Origin of the sequence: Gordonia neofelifaecis NRRL B-59395 (assembly GCF_000192435.1) — a bacterium.
GTDB classification, from domain to species: Bacteria; Actinomycetota; Actinomycetes; order Mycobacteriales; family Mycobacteriaceae; genus Gordonia; species Gordonia neofelifaecis.
This window is the reverse complement of sequence record NZ_AEUD01000001.1, coordinates 372,768-392,710: the sequence shown is the minus strand read 5'-3', so window position 1 is coordinate 392,710 and position 19,943 is coordinate 372,768. Positions and strand designations below refer to the sequence as shown.

At 67.2% G+C, this 19,943-nt stretch carries 13 protein-coding genes; 8 read left to right on the top strand and 5 right to left on the bottom strand.

The annotated features are described in order from the left end of the window. The first annotated feature begins 278 nt into the window (after positions 1–278). On the top strand, positions 279–419 hold the full coding sequence (locus SCNU_RS20515) for a hypothetical protein (RefSeq protein ID WP_009677667.1): 141 nt from the start codon (positions 279–281) through the stop codon (positions 417–419). Between the two features lie 30 nt (positions 420–449). Here the strand turns inward: SCNU_RS20515 and SCNU_RS01955 are convergent, their stop codons facing one another. From SCNU_RS01955 to SCNU_RS01940, 4 genes are all read right to left on the bottom strand, one after another. Continuing rightward, positions 450–1,520 carry a TauD/TfdA family dioxygenase gene (locus SCNU_RS01955; RefSeq protein ID WP_009677666.1) on the bottom strand — a complete coding sequence of 357 codons (1,071 nt, stop codon included), beginning with the start codon at positions 1,518–1,520 and terminating at the stop codon, positions 450–452. Positions 1,521–1,532: 12 nt separating this feature from the next. Further along, positions 1,533–3,266, bottom strand: a complete 1,734-nt coding sequence (locus SCNU_RS01950) for an N-acyl-D-amino-acid deacylase family protein (protein ID WP_009677665.1) — start codon at positions 3,264–3,266, stop codon at positions 1,533–1,535. Between the two features lie 114 nt (positions 3,267–3,380). Next, positions 3,381–4,013, bottom strand: coding sequence for an IMPACT family protein (locus SCNU_RS01945; protein ID WP_009677664.1), 633 nt, complete (start codon positions 4,011–4,013; stop codon positions 3,381–3,383). 33 nt (positions 4,014–4,046) lie between these two features. Further along, positions 4,047–5,084, bottom strand: coding sequence for a hypothetical protein (locus tag SCNU_RS01940; RefSeq protein ID WP_009677663.1), 1,038 nt, complete (start codon positions 5,082–5,084; stop codon positions 4,047–4,049). Positions 5,085–5,142: 58 nt separating this feature from the next. Here SCNU_RS01940 and SCNU_RS01935 point away from each other — a divergent pair, with 58 nt between their 5' ends. The 3 genes from SCNU_RS01935 (at position 5,143) to SCNU_RS01925 (ending at position 7,974) form a co-directional block, all read left to right on the top strand. Next, a complete protein-coding gene (locus SCNU_RS01935) occupies positions 5,143–5,739 on the top strand; it encodes a TetR/AcrR family transcriptional regulator (RefSeq protein ID WP_009677662.1) in 597 nt (198 codons plus the stop codon). A gap of 139 nt (positions 5,740–5,878) precedes the next feature. Further along, complete coding sequence (locus SCNU_RS19945; RefSeq protein ID WP_009677661.1) at positions 5,879–6,349, top strand: MarR family winged helix-turn-helix transcriptional regulator; 471 nt, start codon at positions 5,879–5,881, stop codon at positions 6,347–6,349. Positions 6,350–6,384: 35 nt separating this feature from the next. Continuing rightward, positions 6,385–7,974 (top strand): MFS transporter, encoded by a 1,590-nt coding sequence (locus tag SCNU_RS01925; RefSeq protein ID WP_009677660.1) that lies wholly within the window; start codon positions 6,385–6,387, stop codon positions 7,972–7,974. Between the two features lie 113 nt (positions 7,975–8,087). On the opposite strand, the gene SCNU_RS01920 is transcribed toward SCNU_RS01925, so the two are convergent. Further along, positions 8,088–9,737 carry a DUF222 domain-containing protein gene (locus SCNU_RS01920; RefSeq protein ID WP_009677659.1) on the bottom strand — a complete coding sequence of 550 codons (1,650 nt, stop codon included), beginning with the start codon at positions 9,735–9,737 and terminating at the stop codon, positions 8,088–8,090. Positions 9,738–10,054: 317 nt separating this feature from the next. Here SCNU_RS01920 and SCNU_RS21075 point away from each other — a divergent pair, with 317 nt between their 5' ends. From SCNU_RS21075 to SCNU_RS01900, 4 genes are all read left to right on the top strand, one after another. After that, positions 10,055–10,792 carry an N-formylglutamate amidohydrolase gene (locus tag SCNU_RS21075; RefSeq protein ID WP_420795010.1) on the top strand — a complete coding sequence of 246 codons (738 nt, stop codon included), beginning with the start codon at positions 10,055–10,057 and terminating at the stop codon, positions 10,790–10,792. Positions 10,793–10,937: 145 nt separating this feature from the next. Next, complete coding sequence (locus tag SCNU_RS01910) at positions 10,938–16,982, top strand: DUF4011 domain-containing protein (protein ID WP_009677657.1); 6,045 nt, start codon at positions 10,938–10,940, stop codon at positions 16,980–16,982. Positions 16,983–17,056: 74 nt separating this feature from the next. Further along, positions 17,057–18,685: a DUF726 domain-containing protein gene (locus SCNU_RS01905; protein WP_009677656.1), complete on the top strand. Its 1,629-nt coding sequence runs from the start codon at positions 17,057–17,059 to the stop codon at positions 18,683–18,685. Between the two features lie 102 nt (positions 18,686–18,787). Further along, on the top strand, positions 18,788–19,918 hold the full coding sequence (locus SCNU_RS01900) for a pyridoxal-phosphate-dependent aminotransferase family protein (protein ID WP_009677655.1): 1,131 nt from the start codon (positions 18,788–18,790) through the stop codon (positions 19,916–19,918). Positions 19,919–19,943 lie beyond the last annotated feature (25 nt).

Genomic DNA, 19,943 nt, shown 5'->3' with positions numbered 1-19,943 from the left:
CCGTCAAAGAGATGAATGCGGCTGATCGCCGTGCTTTCGACCGCTTGATCCGTCGCCGAGATGCGTTGTGGGAACCCGCGGTTGATGAAACGACGCCCGCTGCAGCGCCGAATGCCTCGAAGACGAAGTCGAAGAGATCTAAGAAGTCCGCGAAGGCCTCTGGCAGCCGAGCGTCGACTCAGGCTCCACGACGGGCCTCGCACACCCTGCGCAGGACGCCGATACGGCGCGAGCGCACCTACTTCACCTGCGAGCGCTGTTTCAAGAGGTGCTGGACCATGGAGTCCGGTCGCAAGATGTGCGACGACTGCGGCGATCGCTTCCGTCGACGAAAGGCAGAACTCGCGCCGCGCAAGAAGGGATCGCAGTGGATCTCGCTGGTTCCGTCCGGACATCCCGGCTCCGGCCAGCGCTCCTGAGGCACGCCGCCCGATCTGTACGCAGCCCCGCTACCCGATCCCCGCCAGGTACCGTGTCGGCATCTCCATGAACGGCCGGCGGTGCTGCGCCCAGTGCGGGAGGTCGTCCATCGAGTAGATGTCCTGCTGGTTCGGCGCTCGGCGCGGCCAGGTCGGGACGTTCACCCACAGGCGCAGCAGATGCCGTCGGCGCTCGATCTCCTCGTGGTCTTCGTACGGCGTGCGCCCGTGCACGATCAGGCGATTGTTCAGGAACTGGATGTCCCCGGGTGCGATGTTCATGTCGAGGTAGAACTCGGGGGAAGCGGAGAGCTCGCAGAACAGGTCCAGGGCCGCCTCCTGCTGCGGCGTGACGTCGAAGTAGCCCGCACGTGCGGCGTCACGGGTCTGCGCGACGTGCACGCACGACGCGAACTTCCCGTCGGGCTTGGCGAACAGCGCGACGTCACCGGCAGTCACGATTCTGCCGTCGCCGCGCTCGGCGTCGTGCGCGCTGCGCATGATCGGCATCCCCTGATACAGCACGCGCGTCAACTCCGGGTCCATCTCGAGCATGCGATCGTGGACGGCCGCGGCGCTCGCGATCCGGCTCGCGCCACCGGTCTTCGCCTCGCGCAGGCAGAGCAGAGAGACGACGTCGTGCCCGTCGCTGTGCATGTTCATCGACTGCGCTGTGCGGTAGCCGCGGACGGGCCCGCCGACCCGGTCGGCAACGTTCATGACGTGTCCGAGGATCTCGCCGTTGCCCGACTGCGGGATGATCTCACCGAGGTGCACGCCGAGTCCGCAGTAGATGCGCGCGAGGTCGTCGTCGCTGTACGCGTCCCGGTCGAGTCCGCGGATCAGGACGAATCCCCTTCCCGCCCACAGTTCCTCGCGAAGCCTCGTGATCAAACCACCGATCGTGCGGAGCGGGAAGACCTCCGGCGTGATGTCGACGAGGTCGAGGTCGCCGCGCGACTTGAGCGCGGTGAGGGCCCGGTCGATGTCGGCGAGTTCGTCGGCGGACAACTGCCACAGCCCGTCGTCGCGGTAGTTGAAGGTGCTGCCGAGCCAGGCGGTCCGGCCGCCGACCGGCGTGAGATGTGCAAGGTCTGTCATGTCGGCTCCCGTTCAGGCTGCAGTAGGTCCGGACTGCGGTCCGCGGACCAGACGGCCCGGCAACGCTCCGGTGTGGATTCCGTCGCGTGTGACGACGTCGCCGGCGACGATCGTGGCGGCGTAGCCGCGCGCGTCCTGCATCAGTCGACGACCGCCCGCGGGCAGATCACGCACGACCCTCGGCCGGTCGAGACCCAGACGGTCGAGATCGATGATGTTGAGGTCGGCTCGGTACCCGGGTGCGACGACGCCGCGGTCGTGCAGTCCGACCGTCCGCGCCGACCGCTGCGACATCAGGTGGATCAGGTACGACAGCGGGAGGCGGTCGCCGCGGGTGCGGTCGCGACCCCAGTGCGCGAGCATGTGCGTGTAGATGCTGCCGTCGCAGATCACGCCGAGGTGCGCGCCACCGTCGCCCAGGCCGGGCACCGTGTGTTCGCCGAGCAGCATCTCGCGCGACGGCTCGAGGGAGTAGTCGGCGTAGTTCGAGAACGCGAGATACAGGATGTTGCTTCCGTCGCCGTCGAGCAGGCGGTCGTAGGCCAGGCTCTCCGGCGTGACGCCGAGGCGACGCGCCTGCGCGCCGATGCTCGCCTCCCGCGGCGGTTCGTAGTCGAAGTCCTCGCCCATTTCGAAGAGGTGGTCGAAGTCTCGGACCCTGCCGCCGATGGCGATGGTCGGATTCGGATCGTTGACCTCGGCGAGGACCTGTTCCTTCACCTCGGGTCGCCGGAGTTCGCGGACGCGTTCGTCGAGCGGACGGTCGGCCAGTGCGAGGTACGTCGGCGTCGAGTAGAACGGGTTGAGCGTGAGCTCGAGCCCCAGCAGCACACCGAGCGGCCGCGGCAGCACCTGCATAGTCGCCTCCCCGCCCGCCGCGTTGACGGCGTCGAGCTTCGCCATCACCGCGCGCCACAGGTCGGGCATTCCGTGGCTCTGGACCAGCGACATGCTGAACGCGCGGCCGGCGTCGGCCGTTTGCTGCAGGCTCGTGTCGAGCAGCCGCTCCCATCCGCCGCTGTACTCCATGACGAACTGCATCAGCCCCGCGCCTGCCCGCCCGAGCGCGGCCGTGAGCCCCGCGTACTCCTGCTCGGTGGCGGCCAGGGTCGGCGTGAGCTGACCGTCGCTGGACCGGTGGAACATCGTCTGCGACGTGCCGAAACCGAACGCGCCCGCACCGATGGCCTCTTCGAGGATCTGCCCCATCCGCTCGATCTCCGCCTCGGTGGCGGGTTCGCGCTGGAATGCGCGCTCGCCCATCACGTAGGTGCGCAGCGCCGCGTGCGGGACGTAGCTGCAGACATCGGCGTCGAACTCACGCCCGGCGAGGTAGTCGAGGTACTCGGGATAGGTGGTCCACTGCCAGTCGACGCCCTCGCAGAGCACCACGTTCGGGATGTCCTCGACACCCTCCATCAGCTTGATCAGGAGGTCGCGATGCTCCGGCTCGCAGGGCGCGAAGCCGACGCCGCAGTTACCCATGACGACGGTCGTGACGCCGTGGTTGGTCGACGGCACCAGCCGATTCTCCCAGGTCGCCTGGCCGTCGTAGTGCGTGTGCACGTCCACGAATCCCGGCGTGACGAGGCGTCCGGTGGCATCGATCTCCTCGCGTCCGGCGCCGTCGATCTCGCCGACCTCGACGACGATCCCATCGCGGACCGCGACGTCCGCCAGTCTCGGCTCAGCTCCCGTTCCGTCGACCACCGTGCCGCCGCGGATCACCAGATCGAACTCGGCCATGCCTCACTCCCATCGTCGTCGTGCCCAAACGCTAGAAGTGTTCGGGCCCGACGACCACGTGCTTTCCCGGTGAGCGGTTCGGGGCGGAGGGTTGAGCCCGCACGAGCCCGACGATCAGCCGATGTCCACCCACATCTCGCCGGCCGCGTCGGCCGCACCCGCGCCCGAGGTCGACGCGGCGACCATCGCCGCCACGTCGACGGCCCCGCCGACAGCGACCACCAGCACCACGTCCGCGCCGTACTCGGTCTCCACGATCTCCGCGCCCTTGGCCCGCAGTTCGCCTTCGACGCGGCCCGCCTCCATGTGCGACAACCGCACGCGCCACACCGCACGCTGCTCCCGCCGCACGACCGTGCCGGCGTCGACGGCCAGCGACACCGCGTCGCCGTACGCGCGCACCAGCCCGCCCGCGCCCAGCAGTGTGCCGCCGAACCAGCGGATCACCACCGCGCAGACGTCGCTGAGCCCCGCCCCGACGAGCACATCGAGCATCGGCGCACCGGCGGTCCCGGACGGTTCGCCGTCGTCGTTGGTGCGGGTCGTCTGACCGCGCGGCCCTAGAACGAACGCCGAACAGTGGTGCCGCGCATCGCGATACGCGCGCCGCTGCTCGGCGATGAACTCCCGTGCCGAGTCCTCCGCGTCGACCCGCCGGATCACCGCGAGGAACTTCGACCGCTTCACCTCCAGCGTCCCGACGGCGTCGTCACCGCGAGACAGGGTGAGGTAGTACGGCAGCGTCATGGGGCCATCTTCCCAGGGCGGACCGGTCTCCGGTCAGCGCACCCCGAACACCTTCACGAACATCGGCGTATCGAGCAGCGTGTGCGGCGCAATCGCGTGGTACGCCCACAGATGCGTCCACGCATTGGCGCTGCGGATGGTGATGAACGTCTTGAACATCCCGGGACCGGTGTAGAAGAGGAACAGGTAGAGCACCGAGATCAGCGCGTCGGTCGGCGACGCGAAGTTGGTCCAGCCGTCGAAGAAGTGCAGCGTCGCGTAGGTCAGACCACCGAGCACGACCGTCGCGGGCACCGACCCGGTCAGCCGCAGGTAGCGCGGCGTCAGAATGCAATAGATGAAGATCATCGTCGGCAGCGCCGTGCCCGCGAGACCCAGGACCAGGGTCAGCGGCGCGCCGAGCAGCGCTTGCCGCAGAGGCAGTCCGAGGATCGACGACGACCCGGCCACCGCCAGTTGCACGGCCGACTCGATGGCCAGCACGACGACGATCAACAGCAGGTCGGCGCGCCGGTCGGACGACCTCAGGCTCAGTTGCTCGGTGGTGTATCCCCGCCTGAAGACGATGAGCGGAACGATCGCGAAGACGATCAGGTTGTATACCGCCCAGCTCAGCGTCTCCGGAATCGTCACGGGCTGGTCGGTGCGGATCACCATGCCGTCGAGATGGAAGCTGAAGGCGTGCCAGCCGAACGCGCGACCGAGCAGGAAGCCGCCGACCATGCCCGCGCTGCCGTAGCCGAGCATCGCCGCCACCTCGGCGCCGGTCCGGGTTCGCTCCGGTGCCCGCGTCGCGAGGTCCGGCACCTTCCGGTGCCGGGTCAACAGATGCACGACGACCATCAGCGCGAAGACCTCGAGATACATCAGGTCGGTGCCGATCACCTTGTCGACGGTGGGCGGCTCGGCGAGTTCGCTCGCATGCAGCGGCAGATGCTCCCCGGCCAGCGCGATCAACACCGCGTTGATCACCAGCCACCCGGCCACCGCCAGCCAGACCACGCGGGAAGACGATCGCTTCCGCGGCGAAGCGGTCCGACGATCGACGACCAGGTCCTGCGTTCCAGCCATGACCCAACCATACGCTCGTATCATACGAACGTATAGAGGAGACGGTAGACTGCTGCGCATGACCGAGAAGCGCATGACCGAACCGACGGTGCGCGACCGCATCCTCGACACGCTGCTCGACCTGACCGCCGACCGCGGCGCCGAGGGCGTCACCGTGCGCGAAGTGGCCACGGCCGCCGGCGTGTCCATCGGCACGGTCCAGTACTACTGCCACAGCAAAGAGCAGATGCTGACCATGGCCTTCGACGAGGTCAATCGTCGAATCATCGCTCGCGTCAACGACATCCAGCAGACCGGAACGGTCGGCGCGGTACTGCGGCGCGCCCTCCTCGAGTTCCTGCCCCTCGATGCCGCTCGTCGCCGCGAGGCGTCGGTGTACCTCGCGTTCAGCACACGGGCGGTCGTGCTTCCGGCGCTCGCCGCCATCCGCCACGACCTCATCGCCGACCAGCACCGGCTCTGCGCCGACGCGTTCCGACTGGCGCACGAGCGCGGTGAGACGCTCGCCGACGTCGACCCCGACAGTGCCGCCTGGACGACCGTCGCACTGATCGACGGCCTGCTGCTCAACCTCTTGAGCGACCCGACCGGACTGTCGGCCGACGACGCGATCGGCGTCGTCGACCGACATCTCGGCGCCCTCACCCGGATCTGACTGCCGATGAATCTGCGCCCCCTGAGGGCGCAGATTCATCGGAGCTTCGCAGGCCTCCTCCGCCGAGCCCCTCACCAGCACAATTGCCATAGGTAACTATCAGCATTTATAGTTGCTTACCTTAAGCAATGGAGGTGTCGTGGTCGACAACGAGCAGGCGAGACGCATCATGGCGGAAGTCGTCGAGATCGCCCGCGCCTTCGAGATGTCGGGACGACGACAGCGCGCGGCCGGGATCACCGGAACCAAGATCGGCATCCTGAATCAGCTCAAGCGCGACGACGCCCGGCTGACGGCGATCGCGGACACGCTCGGCGTCTCGCTCCCCGTCGCGTCGCGCGCCGTCGGGGCCCTCGAGGCGGAGGGCTACGTCATCCGCCGCACCGACCCCGACGACGCACGCGCGTCGCTGCTCTCGCTGAGTCCGATCGGCGTCGACTACATCCGCGGACGCGAGGTGCAGTTCATCGCCCGGTTCGCCGAGCAGTTGTCGGACTGGAACGACGACGACGCCGCACAGGCCGAGGCCGCCCTCGCCCGCTTGAGAGAACCGATCCTGGCCACCCTCACACCCGTCCCCGATCCGCGACCCGCCGAGTCCGCGCAGTAGCGATCCACCCTCCCCCGATGTTTGAAAGGTCGTCCATGACCGCCCCCGCCACCAACGCGCCCATCGAACCGAAGGAGTACTCGCACGGCGAGATCCTCGGTGTGATGACCGGACTTCTCGCCGCACTCTTCACCGCCCTGATCTCGTCGACCATCGTCTCCACCGCGCTGCCGACGATCATGGCGTCCCTGCACGGCACGCAGCGGCAGTACACGTGGGTGATCACCGCGAGTCTGTTGACGATGACGATCAGCACCCCGATCTGGGGCAAGCTGTCGGACCTGTTCAACAAGAAGGTCCTCACTCAGGTGGCCATCCTGATGTTCGTCGCCGGCTCCGTCCTCGCCGGCTTCTCCCACGAGGTCTGGCTGCTGATGCCGGCCCGAGCGATCCAGGGCGTCGCGATGGGCGGTCTGATCGCGAGCACGCAGTCGGTGATGGGCTCGATCGTCAATCCGCGTGATCGCGGAAGGTACAGCGGGTACATGGGCGCCGTGATGGCCGTGGCGACGGTGTCGGGGCCACTGCTCGGCGGGCTCATCACCGACCACCTCGGGTGGCGTTGGACGTTCTTCGTCTGTGTGCCGCTGGCCGTCATCGCTCTCGGGCTGCTGCAGTGGAAGCTGCACCTGCCGACCGTGAAGCGCGCCCACGTGAAGATCGACTACCTCGGTGCCGTGCTGCTTTCGATCGCCGCAGCGCTGCCGATGATGTGGGTGACGTTCGCGGGCAACTCCTACGACTGGATCTCCTGGGAGTCCGCGGCCTTCGGCGTCGCCTTCCTGATCGCCGCGTCGCTCACGGTGGTCGTGGAACTCCGCGCTGCCGAGCCGATGCTGCCGCTGCGACTCCTGCGCAACCGCACCACCGTCCTGATGATCGTCGGCAGCATCGCCGTCGGCGTTGCGATGTTCGGCCCCGCCGTCTTCCTCACCCAGTACTTCCAGCTCGGCGACGGCCACACGCCCACTCGCGCGGGCCTGATGACGATCCCGATGATCCTCTCCCAGATGATCAGCGCGACCACCTGCGGTCAGATCGTCAGCCGCACCGGACGATGGAAGCCGGTCATGGTGTTCGGCGGTGCCGCGATGCTCGTCGGCCTCGGCGGACTCGGCCTGATCGACCACAGCACGTCGTATGTCCACGTCGCGATCTTCATGGCGATCGCCGGCGTCGGCATCGGCGCGCTGACCCAGAACATCGTGCTCGTCGTCCAGAACACCGTCGACGTCTCGCAGGTAGGCGCGGCGTCCGCCTCCGTCGCGTTCTTCCGCTCTCTCGGTGGCGCGGTCGGCGTGTCGGTCCTCGGCGCGGTCCTCACCTCGTTGGTCGGCAACAACATCCGGGACGGACTCCAGGCCCTCGGCGTCCACGCCGCCATGCCGTCCGGCGACACCCAGCTCGACATCAGCGCGCTCCCCGCGCCGATCCGCACCGTCATTCACCACGCCTACTCCGACGCCTTCGGTCCGGTGTTCATGATCTCCGCCGCGACCGCCATCGTGACCTTCGTCTGCATCCTGCTGGTCAAGGAGGTGCCGCTGCGCCGGACGATCGCGAAGGAGCCTGCCGCCGAGGTCGATGTGGACGTCGACGCGGCAGCAGTTGCGGCGACCCGGTAAACGTTCTCTCCCGGATCGGTCACCGCCCGACGAAACCTGCTGCAGAGCGCGAACAAGACCTGCACCGCCCGGCGTGTCCGAACTCCGGGCGCGTCTGCCACGACCCGCACCGCTCAGAACTGCGGCTCGCCCCACTCCGTCGCCCAATCGGTCACCGAACCCCGAGTCGGCGACGCTGCCTCCACGGCTTGACAAGCCCGACGATTCGCCGCCCGCTGCTGCATCCGATACCGATGCTTGGCCTCCATCCGCGTCCGCGATCGTTCGGGTGCAACACCGGCGTGTCCGGATCCCGGGCGTGTCGGCGCGGGGTGCCTGCAGGTGAGGTGACCGAGCTCCGACAGGAGCCACATGTTCAACGCCCGCTGACGCACCGTGAACCCCTCCGGCGTGGTGACCTCCGTCCAGATGACGCCGTTCGCGTCCACGACCTGATCGTCGATCCATCCACCGACGAAGGTCTTCAGACCGTGATGGAAACGGCACTTCGGATTCAGGTTGCACACGCACGTCGGGCCGCCGGCAGTCGGATCGGCGTGGTTGAACTCGGACACGTGGTCCAGATCGGACTTCCACGCCGCCCGCTCACATCCCGGCCACGAGCACATCCCGAACAGGCCCCGCATCGCCGCGTCCACCGCCGCCGTCGGACGATAGGCGTTGCCTGGCTGCGCCTGATGATCGACGATCTCGTCGAGATTCAGCTCTCGCCGAACAGCGTCCGGACGAGCTGCAAGCTCCCGCACGTGCTCGGCCGAGATCGGACCGTAGCCGTCCAGATAGGCCGGGGTGTCGGACTCGCCCCCGAGAGTCTCCTTGCGAACCACCACGTGCAGGACCACCCGTGCGCACCGCGCCGCGATCGCCTCCGCCGACAACTCAGCGGTGCAATCGTCCCGACCGCACTCGCACACGAAGTCGGTCCCCGCCAGCCGCGCGACGGCCGCCGCCGACCGACGCTCACCGCGCGTCCGCGGATCGTGCGAGCACACCCCGGCGATCACCGCGTCCAGCACGTCTTTCACGACCATCGCGTCCTCGGCCGATGCCGTCACGATCACTTCGGACACACCCTCGCCGAGCGCGTTCACCCGCACCTGCTTGGCGAGCTTCACCTGCTCCCGGGTCAACGTCACGGCATCCGGATCATGCTCAGCCACAATAGAACTCACCAACGCCTCCACCCGGGCAGCCGACAGGGTGCCCGCCTCAGACAGCGTGTGCGCGATCTCGGCGTCGATGAACCTCAGTAGATCCGCATCGTCGACGAGCGCCGTCTGCTCGACCACCCGTCGAAACCACGCCGGGCAGATCAGCCCGTCACGCATCAACCGACCCACCGCCGGAATCCTCTCCATGCACGCCACCGCGGCCTCCACGAAATGCTCCGCCGTGCACTGTCGCACGCCCGCCGCCGTCGCATACGACGCGGCGACCTGGCACAGCGGATCGTAGAGCCGTGTGTACGCGTCAGCACCAGACTCGGAACCGCCGTCACCGTCGGCCGCAACATCCGCCTCAGCCTGCTTCGCTCGGAGCAGTGCGTACACCGCTTCGTAGCGGTGCCACAGCACCAGCCCCTGATAGCAGTCCGCTCGCGCCGCGAACCCGAGCAGAGCAGCACGATCGGCCTGCGAGGCGCCTTCCGCCGACACTCCCGTGCCGACCGGCCGACCGATCCGGATCACGATCGAACCCTCGTCGACCACCACCGACGAGCCGGCCGTCGACGATCCCGAATCACTCCTGACCTGGATGTTCATTGATCCCCCTCCGTTCGAATCGAACTTGCATTCGATGTTATCCGCAGGGTCTGACATAAATGATCGCGAGAATCTCCGCCGACCTGATTCGACCGCCACGGGTCGGCCTGTGGACAACGAAGTCGACGCCGCCGATGGACTGTGGCGACGATGAGTTCACGCACCACGACGGGACCCACGACGGTGCGACACGGACACTGACGGTCGACCAGCCGCGCCGATCAGTCCGGATTGTCGTAGGCCCGTGCTTGTCTGTCACGTTGCCGCATGGGCGGGGACGTGCCGTTCGCCGGCGCCACTACGTGTGAAGGACCGACATGACCCCTCGCGCAACGATTCTCAACGGCGACCCCGAGTCGCCTGTACTACTTCACGTCACCCAGCAGGCTCGCCTGACCAGACCGTGCGACGCGTCCCCTCCTGCCCGGCGCGAAACCCTCGACCGCGCCGCGGAGTCGGTGGCGCGATCCGCGCGGACACACTCGACGATTCGCCCGCACCTGATCGTGAACGAACTGTCGCCGACCACCGGCGATGCCGGCCGGCCTGGAGGAGACGGACCAGAAGACGTTCAGCCATACGCCTGGCTGGTGGCGGATCTCGTCGACGAACGATTGGCCGCCACCGGCCGCGCGTTCATCGTCGACATCCACTCCCCGGTGAGCGACCAGAGCCCGGTCGGCGATCCGTCGGCGCCCTGCCCCGAGGTTCTACTCAACGTCGACGGCCGACACCTCCCACCTGCCCTTCTCGATGCGGCCGTCAGTGCGTTCGGCGAGCTGACGTCGCCCGTGACCGACGCGCCGCACGCGGGCCGCTACGTACCGCAACTTCGACACCGCGGTGACCAGCGCGTCCAAGCGATCAGTCTGTCGATCCGCGAGAGCGTACTGCTCGACGGCCACTTCGCGGTCAACCCGGAGTCCGTCGAGCGGCTGGGCCGAGCCATCGGACAGGTGGTCGGGTGCGTCGACGCCGTCGGCGCACCAGATCCGCGTCGACCTCCTTGCCGACCCGTCGATCAATCGGGTGAATGTCCGACCCCAGTCCTATAGTGAAGCCCTCAAGTAAGGCATCTCACTCAAACAGGAGGATCGTGGCTCCGACTGCACCCGCTGGCCGACGTCCGACGACCGACACTGTCAGCTCGTCGCCGGTTCCCGCTTTCATCCTGTCCTCACGCGCTCCCAGGAGATCACTGTGACCCCCTCTCTCGTCCTCGGTCATGAAGCGTCCGACGATGCGCTCGAACTCGAGGTGGTTGCCCACCCGATCGCGAATCTCGCTCTGCTGCACAACAATGTGCCGATCTTGCGGTCGGTTCAGATCACGAACGTCAGCGATCGGCCGATCGACGACCTGCGCGTGACGGCACGACTGTCCGGGTTGGCGGACGGCACTGCTCCCGAGTGGTCGGAGACGCTGCCGCGACTCGCGCCGGGCGAAGCACATCGCTGGGAACTGATCCGCGCGGTCGCTCCCTCGCGCCACCACCTGAGCACCCTCAACGAGGCGTACGACGCACAGATCGTCGTCGCGGCCGGGGTCGACGAACGGTCGATCTCCGTCGACATCCCGCTGCGACTCCTCGCCCAGAACGAATGGTTCGCCGCCTCCTTCTGTTTCGAATCGCTCGCATCGTTCGTCCAGCCGAACACGGCCGGGGTGCACGCCCTGCTCAGCGAGGCGTCGGACATCCTCCAGACCTCCACCGGCAGCAATTCGCTCGAGGGCTACCAGGGCGGTCCCCAGCGTGCCGGCACCATCGCCGCCGCCGTCTACGCCGCTCTGTGTGCCCGGAACCTCCGCTACATCAACCCGCCGGCGTCGTTCGAGAACCTCGGTCAGAAGATCCGCAGTCCACAGGACGTTCTCGATCAGCGGTTCGGCACCTGTATCGACCTTGCGGTGCTGTACGCAGCCTGCCTCGAACAAGCGGGCTTGAACCCGCTGATCTGGCTGACGAAGGGTCACGCCTTCGTAGGATTCATGCGCGAGGACACCGCTTTGCCGCGCCCGGTCCTCGATGAGCCCAACAAGATGCTGAACCTCGCCGAGTCGGGCCGCGCGGTGATCCTGGAGGCCGCCTTCTACGGCGGTGAGAACGCTCCCACATTCCTCCAGGCGGTCAACGCGGCGGCGAAGCACCTGGCGAATCCGTCGAGCCTGATGTTCGTCCTCGACGTCCGCGCGGCAGGCAACGCCGGTGTCACACCCTTCGCGACCGGCGTGCAGACCGAGCAGCAGATGGCGCAGGCCGAGCTCTCGAAGGCTGCGGCCACTCGTGATCTGTCGCTGCCCGCCACCCTGACCGCGATCCGCGACGACGACCAGGTGCTCGACCTCACCGACAACGCCCCCACTCGCGTCAAGAAGTGGAAGCGCGCACTGCTCGACCTCAGCACCCGTAATCGCCTGCTCAACATGCAGCCGTCGCGGGAGGTGATTCATCTCGTCCTGCCGGGACAGGCACTCGCCATGGCGGACGATCTCGTCCATGCGGGCAAGAAGCTGACGCTCCGCCCCGGCGACGACTTCAGCGGCGTGCAGGTCCTCAGCGGCGTCCGCTCGCCGTTCGACCTCGGCGAAGACGCGCTCATCGATGTCCTCGCCAAGCGCCGCGAAGTCTTCGCGATGGTCAGCGAGCAGAAATACCTCGCGACGATGAAGCACCTGCAGCGCAGCGCCCGCACACTCCTGGAAGAAACGGGCAACACCAACCTGTTCATCGCGTTCGGGTCGCTCGTCCACCGCACCACGACCGGCAGCGAGGCCAACGCTCCGCTGTTCCTCCTCCCGGTCCGCGTCGTCGGCGGGACCGGCAAGAGCCGCTACGAGATCATCGTCGACACCACCGGTATCGCCGCACCCAACCACTGCCTCATCGAATGGCTGCGGGTCAAGCACAACGTCGTCATCGACGCCCTGAACAACCCGCCTACCGACGAGTCCGGCATCGACATCCCCGCCGCACTGTCCGCGATCCGCGAAGCGTTGCTGCACAACAACCTCGACTTCCGGATCGACGAGACCGCGGCGATCGCGATCTTCAAGTTCGGCACCCTCGGCCTGTGGCAGGACCTGCAGGAGTCGTGGGACACGCTGGAGCAGAGCCCACTCGTCCGCCACCTCACGCACACCGCGGGTGAGACGTTCATCGATCCCGAGGCCACCTCCGACGAGCCGCTCGACGCGTTCAAACCGCGCGAGACCACGCATCCGCTGCCCGTCCACTACGACGGCTCGCAGCTGAAGGCGATCGAGCTCTCCGCGGCGGGACGCACGTTCGTCCTCGAGGGACCTCCCGGCACGGGCAAGTCCCAGACCATCACCAACCTGATCGCCCGGAACCTCGCTGCCGGACGGACCGTTCTGTTCGTCGCGGAGAAGCAGGCCGCGCTGCAGGTCGTGAAGCGACGTCTGGAGGCCGTCGGACTGGCGCCCTTCACGCTCGACCTGCACGGTGCCGCGCAGAAGAGTGAGAACATCCGCAAGCAGTTGAAGGACGCCCTCGAGTTCAAGGCCGACTACAACCAGCGCACCTGGGACACCGAAGTCGCGACCTGGCGTGTCCGGCATCAGACTCTCGACGTGTATCCGGGCCTCATTCACGACCGCAACGCCGCCGACGACTCGCTGTGGAGCGCGGCGCAGGCGGTCGCGAGCAACCCGGACAGTCCGTATCTCGACATTCCGATGACGTTCGCCGCGACCACCTCGGCCGAGCAGATGCGCGTCGTGCGCGACGCCCTGCTCGACTTCGGCCGCACCGCCAGACCGGCCGACACCGTCCTCGACAGCCCGTGGGTGATCGGCGCCGAGGTCGGGACCGACGATGTGCTCGCTGCGGAATGCGCCCGGGCCGGGCGAGCTCTTTCCGCACTTCACGCCGACCCGGCCGCGGAACGCATCGCCGGTACGCTCGACGATCCCGACGCGATCGACACGCTCGTCGCCCATGCACGGTGGGAGGCCGGCTCGCCGGTCGTGACGGCGGACGAACTCGTCAGGTTCCAGAATCCGGCCTGGCAGCAGCAGTATCAGCACTGCACCGGCCAATTCACGACATTCATCGAGCGCACGCGGCCGTACACCGATCGCTTCATCCCGACCTTCCTCACCACCGGCGACGCGGCGACGATCGCCACCGCGATCCGCGACTCGCAACACGGAATGCTCGGTAAGCGCAAGCGCGCCGAGCAGGCCACGGTCCTGCTGCGCGCGGTCCTCAACCCTGGTGTCGACGTCACGCTCGAGGACGCTCTGCCTCTCCTCGACTCGATCCCCGGATTGCGCGCCGAGCACCAGAGCCTCCGCGCTTCCGTCGCCGACGTGCTCGGGAGCCACCTCCCGACCACGTGGGATCCGCTCGACCCCGCCGCTCGCACCATCCTCGAAGGCGTCGCCGCGCGGCTGTCGACGGTGTTCGAGTTCGCCCGGAACCACCCCCGCGAGTGGCAGGCGCTGCGAGCCGAGAGCGCGGTGGGCCCACAGACCCTCGACGTGCTGTCCGAGCTCGGGGCCGCGTGGCGGTCCTGGGTCGGAGTCCTCGGTGCCACGATCGACTCCCAGGCCCGGTGGCGCGGCGGTCGTCGTTGGCTCGACGCGTGGGACCAGACCCACGCGGCGTGGTCGTCGGACATCACTGACCGCGGCGCGGCGGTCGTGCGGCGATACGTCACCCTGCAGAACCAGCTCCGGCCCTTGCGGAACGCGGGGCTCGACGCCATCGCCGACGACCTCCTCGCCGGCCGCACCCCCGCAGCCGAGGGCGAGGCGCGATTCCTCGCCGGCCTCGCCCGGACCTCCGTCCGCGAGCGGTTGGCGCATGGCGGTCTCACCGAGTTCGTTCAGGCCAAACAGGACGGCAACGTCGGCGACTTCGCCGCCGCGTCAGACAGGATCCGTGACCTGCTCGCCGACGCGCTCCCCGCGCAGCTCGCCGCCCAGCGCTCCTTCGATCCCGATCGCCTCACCGGGAAGTTCGGCGATCTCCATCGCGCGCTCGGCGGCAAGCGCAATGCATCGACCGTGCGGTCGCTTGTCCACAAGTACGGCCCCGAGATCCAGGCCGCCGCACCGTGTTTCCTCGTCAGTCCGAGCTCACTGGCGCAGTATGTGCCGCCGGGCTCCATCACCTTCGACGTCGTCGTCTTCGACGAGGCCTCCCAGGTCACCGTCGCTCAGTCCATCGGCGCCCTCGGACGCGCGAAGTCCGCGGTCATCGTCGGCGATTCGAAGCAGATGCCGCCCACGATGATCGGCGTCGCCTCCGGCGGTGACGCCGAGGACGAGGAGGATCTTGAGGAATCGGTTCCCGAAGATCTCGAGAGCATCCTCACCGAGTGCGTCGAATCCGGCGTGCCCCGACTCCCACTCACCTGGCACTACCGGAGTCAGGACGAGTCGCTGATCGCGTTCTCGAACGAGAAGTACTACGACTCCAAGCTCGCCAGTCTGCCCAGCCCGGGACGAAGTGCCGACGCCGGGATCGAGTGGCGCCGCGTCGACGGTCACTTCAACCGCGAGGACACGAAGAACGACTACCGCACCAACCGCGTCGAAGCCGACGCGATCGTCGCGGAAGTTCGACGCCTCGTCCACGCCACTCCTCCGCAGCGCAGCATCGGCATCGTCACCTTCAACCGCCAGCAGCAGGACATGGTCCTCAATCTGCTGGAGGCGACGAAGGACGAGACCATTCTGGATCTGTTGGACGCCGACGCCGTCGACGGTCTGTTCGTCAAGAATCTGGAGAACGTCCAGGGCGACGAGCGCGACGTGATCCTGTTCTCGACCGCGTTCTCGAAGCGGCCCGGCGACTCGCAGATGCCGCTGAACTTCGGTCCGCTCACACGCGCCGGCGGCGAGAAGCGGCTCAACGTCGCCGTCACTCGCGCCAAGCGCAAGGTGGTCGTGTTCAGCTCGTTCGACCCGACCGACATCGACTTGAGCCGGACGCGTTCGATCGGCATGGCGCACCTGCGCGGCTACCTCGAAGCCGCCGCGGCCCAGACCTCCGGCACCGAGACCTTCGACCCGAAGAGCTCCGACTCCCTGCAGACGCAGATCGCGGACACGCTGCGCGACAACGGATTCGAGGTCCAGCAGAACTACGGGATGTCGGACTTCGTGGTCGACATCGCCGTCCGCTCGCCGCAGTCGGAGCGGTGGCAGGTCGCCGTCATGCTCGACGGGCCGCGGTGGGATCGCCGCGAGACCGTCACGGACCGCGACGTGATGCCCGGTCTCCTGCACGACCGCATGGGCTGGAGCAGCGTGCTGCGCGTCTGGCTGCCGGAGTGGCTGAGCGACTCCCAGTCCGCGATCGCTCAGGTGCGGGCAGCTGTGGAGGTGGCCGAGGAGGAGCGGGCGGAAGCCGAACGTGCTGCCGCTGAACAGGCTGCGGCCGAGCGAGTCGCAGCCGCGTCCGCGAACGGCGAGCGGCCCCACGACGTGCCGGTCGATGACGAATCGTCACCCGCGGACGAAGTCGTTGCGGCTCCTGCCGTCGAGGAATCCGAGGATCCTGCAGACGTTTCGGCGCCCGAATCCAAGACCGTCCTCGAATCCCCCATCCCCTCGGAGGCCCCCGAGGGGTACGACGACGCCCCGGCATCCCAACCATCGTTGGTCATCGCGAGCACCGCGGCCGCGACGATCGACGAGCCGACGTCTCGCGTGCCCGTCAAGCAGGTGTATCAGCAGGTACCGACCACACCGCTCGGTTCCCGCGACGATCTGGAGAACACCGACGACGCGGCCCTGCGCGCCACGATTCGCAACGCATTGATCGACACCGTCAACACCTGCGGGCCGATCGAACTGACCGCCCTCAGCGGAAGCATCGTGCGCCGCTTCGGATTCGAGAAGGCTCACGGACGCCGCAGGCAGTTCGTCGAGACTCTGCTGCCGTCGAACCTGATCAAGTACGGAGATCTGGGGTCGTTCGTGTGGCCGGTCCAGCTCGATCCGGGTACGTGGTCGGCATTCCGAGTTCCCGCTGTCGGCGACGACAAGCGCGCACTCGACGAGATCGCCCCGGAGGAGATCATCAATGCCCTCGTCTACGCGGCCGATGGCCGTCGAAAGGACGCGGAGCAGGTGGTTCGCGCGGCTCTTGGCGAATTCGGCCTGACACGACTTGCGCAGCCTTCGAGAGATCGTCTCGAGTCGTGTCTTGACCTGGCACTTCAAACAGGCCAGATCACCTTCGACGACGGTGTCTACCGGGCCGCCCGCTGAACGTCTGTCTCAGAACCCTCACCCGAACTAGCGATCAATCCTCAACCACCACCTCTTACATCACGCGAGGACCTATGCCCACCACACTCACGTTCACGCCGGCATCTCATTCGGGAATGTCATGTGAAGTTCGTTCCCCTCTCGGCTTCCGTCTCACTGTCTCCGGCGACCTGAGCGATGTCGAACCTGTCGTCGACGGCGACAACCTGATGACCGAGAACCGGGCACTCGTGCACAACACGTGGGCGTACGCCCGTCACGAGAAGCTGTACCGACGTTCGAAGGCTGCCGACAAGAAACAAAGTCATCTGAAGCAAGCTGCTGCCCACGAAAAGGTCGTCAAGGAGTTGGCTCCTCTGGTGGAAGCACCCGGCGACAAACTGAAGTCTGACTACTGCTCGGGGTGCTACACGCTCGCCAATCATCGCAGTGTCAAGTCCTCAGCGACACGCGTCCCGACGTACCTGTGTCAGGAATGTGGGACGCCGACCCTCACCTGTGCCGCCCCGAACTGCACCTACATGGCGATCCGCCGGCCGGGAGCGGTGCGAGTACCTCGCTTCTGTGCCGAGCATCGGCACGACATCCCTAGCTTCGAGCGCGCCACGGAGAAGGTCGACGACATCGCCGACTACGCGCAGTTGCACGAGTTCGACGAGCGAAACCTCTCCCGGTTGTCCAAGGTTGCGATGGCGATCGGAGCAGGAGCTGGCGTCGTGGCGACGGGCGGCATGCTCGCCGCGCCGGCGATCGGCGGAGCTATCGGAAGTCTGGCTGGGTACACCGGCGCTGCCGCGACCAGTTACGGTCTCGCCTTGCTCGGCGGAGGTTCCGTCGCGAGCGGAGGAGCCCTCGCATTCGGCATGGTCGGCGGGACATATGTCGTCACTGCCGCCGGCGCCGCGCTGGGCGGAGCAATGGGCAGCATCATCACCAACTCCTACATCGGCGAGGACCCTTCGTTCAGTATCAAGAAGTTTCGCGACGGCACCGGAACCCCCGTGATCGTCGCGCGCGGCTTCCTGACGGAGAGCGACACCGAATGGAGTGCCGCGATGCAGATGGTGGAACGTCGTTATCCTGATTCGCCGATCTACCGCGTGCATTGGGGCAGTAAGGAACTGAAAGCACTCAGCAAGCTCGCGCTGAAGGGCATCGGGGCCCAACAGGCTGCCGCTGGAGTGGCCGGCGCAGCGGCGCGGGCCGGCAAGGTCGCCGCCAAGAAGGTGCCAGTGGCCGGTGCGCTTTTCATCGGCACCGAGGTCGTCAAAAATCCGTGGCACACCGCACTTGTTCGGGCCGACCGCACAGGCGTCGCGCTCGCCGGTGTGATTGCGCGGACGACTGCGGAGCGTTACATACTGGTCGGCCACAGTCTAGGTGCCCGAGCGATGATCACCGCAACTGAGACCCTCGGCACCAGCGCGGGTGCACCGCGAATCCAAGCACTGCATGTACTCGGAGCCGCAGAAGGAGCCAAGGGCGATTGGCGTCCCCTGAACGACGCCGTGGATGAGTGCGTGCATAACTACATGTCTAAGAACGACAAGGTTCTGAAGTTCGCCTACCAATCAGCCCAAGCCGGTAGTAGGCCGCTGGGTCTGTACGGCTTCGGCTCAAGCTTTCCGAAGATCAAGGATCACGACGTCACGGCAAACGTGTCGGGCCACTCCGAGTACTTCTCCAACGTTCGGCTGAGATAGGCCGCGCGGGCAATGTGGATACCGAGGTGGCGAACCCTCGCCCAGCTGCGATCGCTCCAGGCCGACTACGTGCGAACGACCACGACATGAGACCCTGGACGGGTGACTCTTCCTCATGACGACATCGATCCGGACGGCCTGCTCGAGTACTCGGTGGTGTTCACCGACCGCTCCCTGAACCACATGTCCAAGCGGTTCATCGGCGTCATGCAGGATCTTCTCGGCATCCTGCGCACCACCTACCAGGCAGGCAGCGTCGCTGTCGTGCCTGGCGGCGGCACCTACGGCATGGAGGCCGTCGCCCGTCAGCTGGCGACCGGTCGTCGTGCGCTCGTCGTGCGCAACGGCCTGTTCTCCTTCCGGTGGTCGCAGATCCTCGAGGCCGGCGGCATCACCGATCAGGTGACCGTGTGCATGGCTCGTCCGACGAGCGACGCGCACCAGACCGCGTGGGCCCCGGCACCGATCGACGAGGTCGTCGCCGCGATCCGCGAGCAGCGCCCGGAGATCGTCTTCGCGCCCCACGTCGAGACCGCGTCCGGCATCGTGCTGCCCGACGACTACCTGACGACTCTCGCCACCGCAGTCCACGAGGTCGGTGGACTGTTCGTCCTCGATTGCGTTGCATCCGGCGCGCTGTGGGTCGACATGGAGGCGATCGACGTCGACGTCCTCCTCACCGCCCCTCAGAAGGGCTGGAGCGGCACCCCGTGCGCCGGCTACGTGATGCTGCGGGAGCGCGGCCGCGACGCCGTCCTCAACTCGACGTCCACCAGCTTCGCGATGGACCTGCGCAAGTGGCTGTCGATCAGCGACTCGTACGTCGACGGCCAGGCGCCGTACCACGCGACGATGCCCACCGACTCGCTTGCGCACAACGTCGAGCTCATGCAGAAGACCGTCGACCTCGGCGTCGAAGAACTGCGCAAGCGCCAGATCGAGCTGGGTACCCGCGTCCGCGAGTTGCTCGCCGCACACGGCATGCCGTCGGTCGCCGCCGAGGGCTTCGATGCCGCGACGGTGGTCGTCGCCTTCACCGACGACGCCACCCGCAAGACCGGCGCCGCGTTCAAGGAGGTCGGTCTGCAGATCGCCGCCGGCGTCCCGCTGCAGTGCGGCGAGGGCGAGGACTACTCATCGCTGCGCATCGGCCTGTTCGGCGTGGACAAGCTGATGGATGTGGATGGGACCGTTGAGCGGTTGAGTGCTGCGCTGAAGCGGCTGCAGGGGTAGGGACTGGCCTGCGTACAGACCCCGA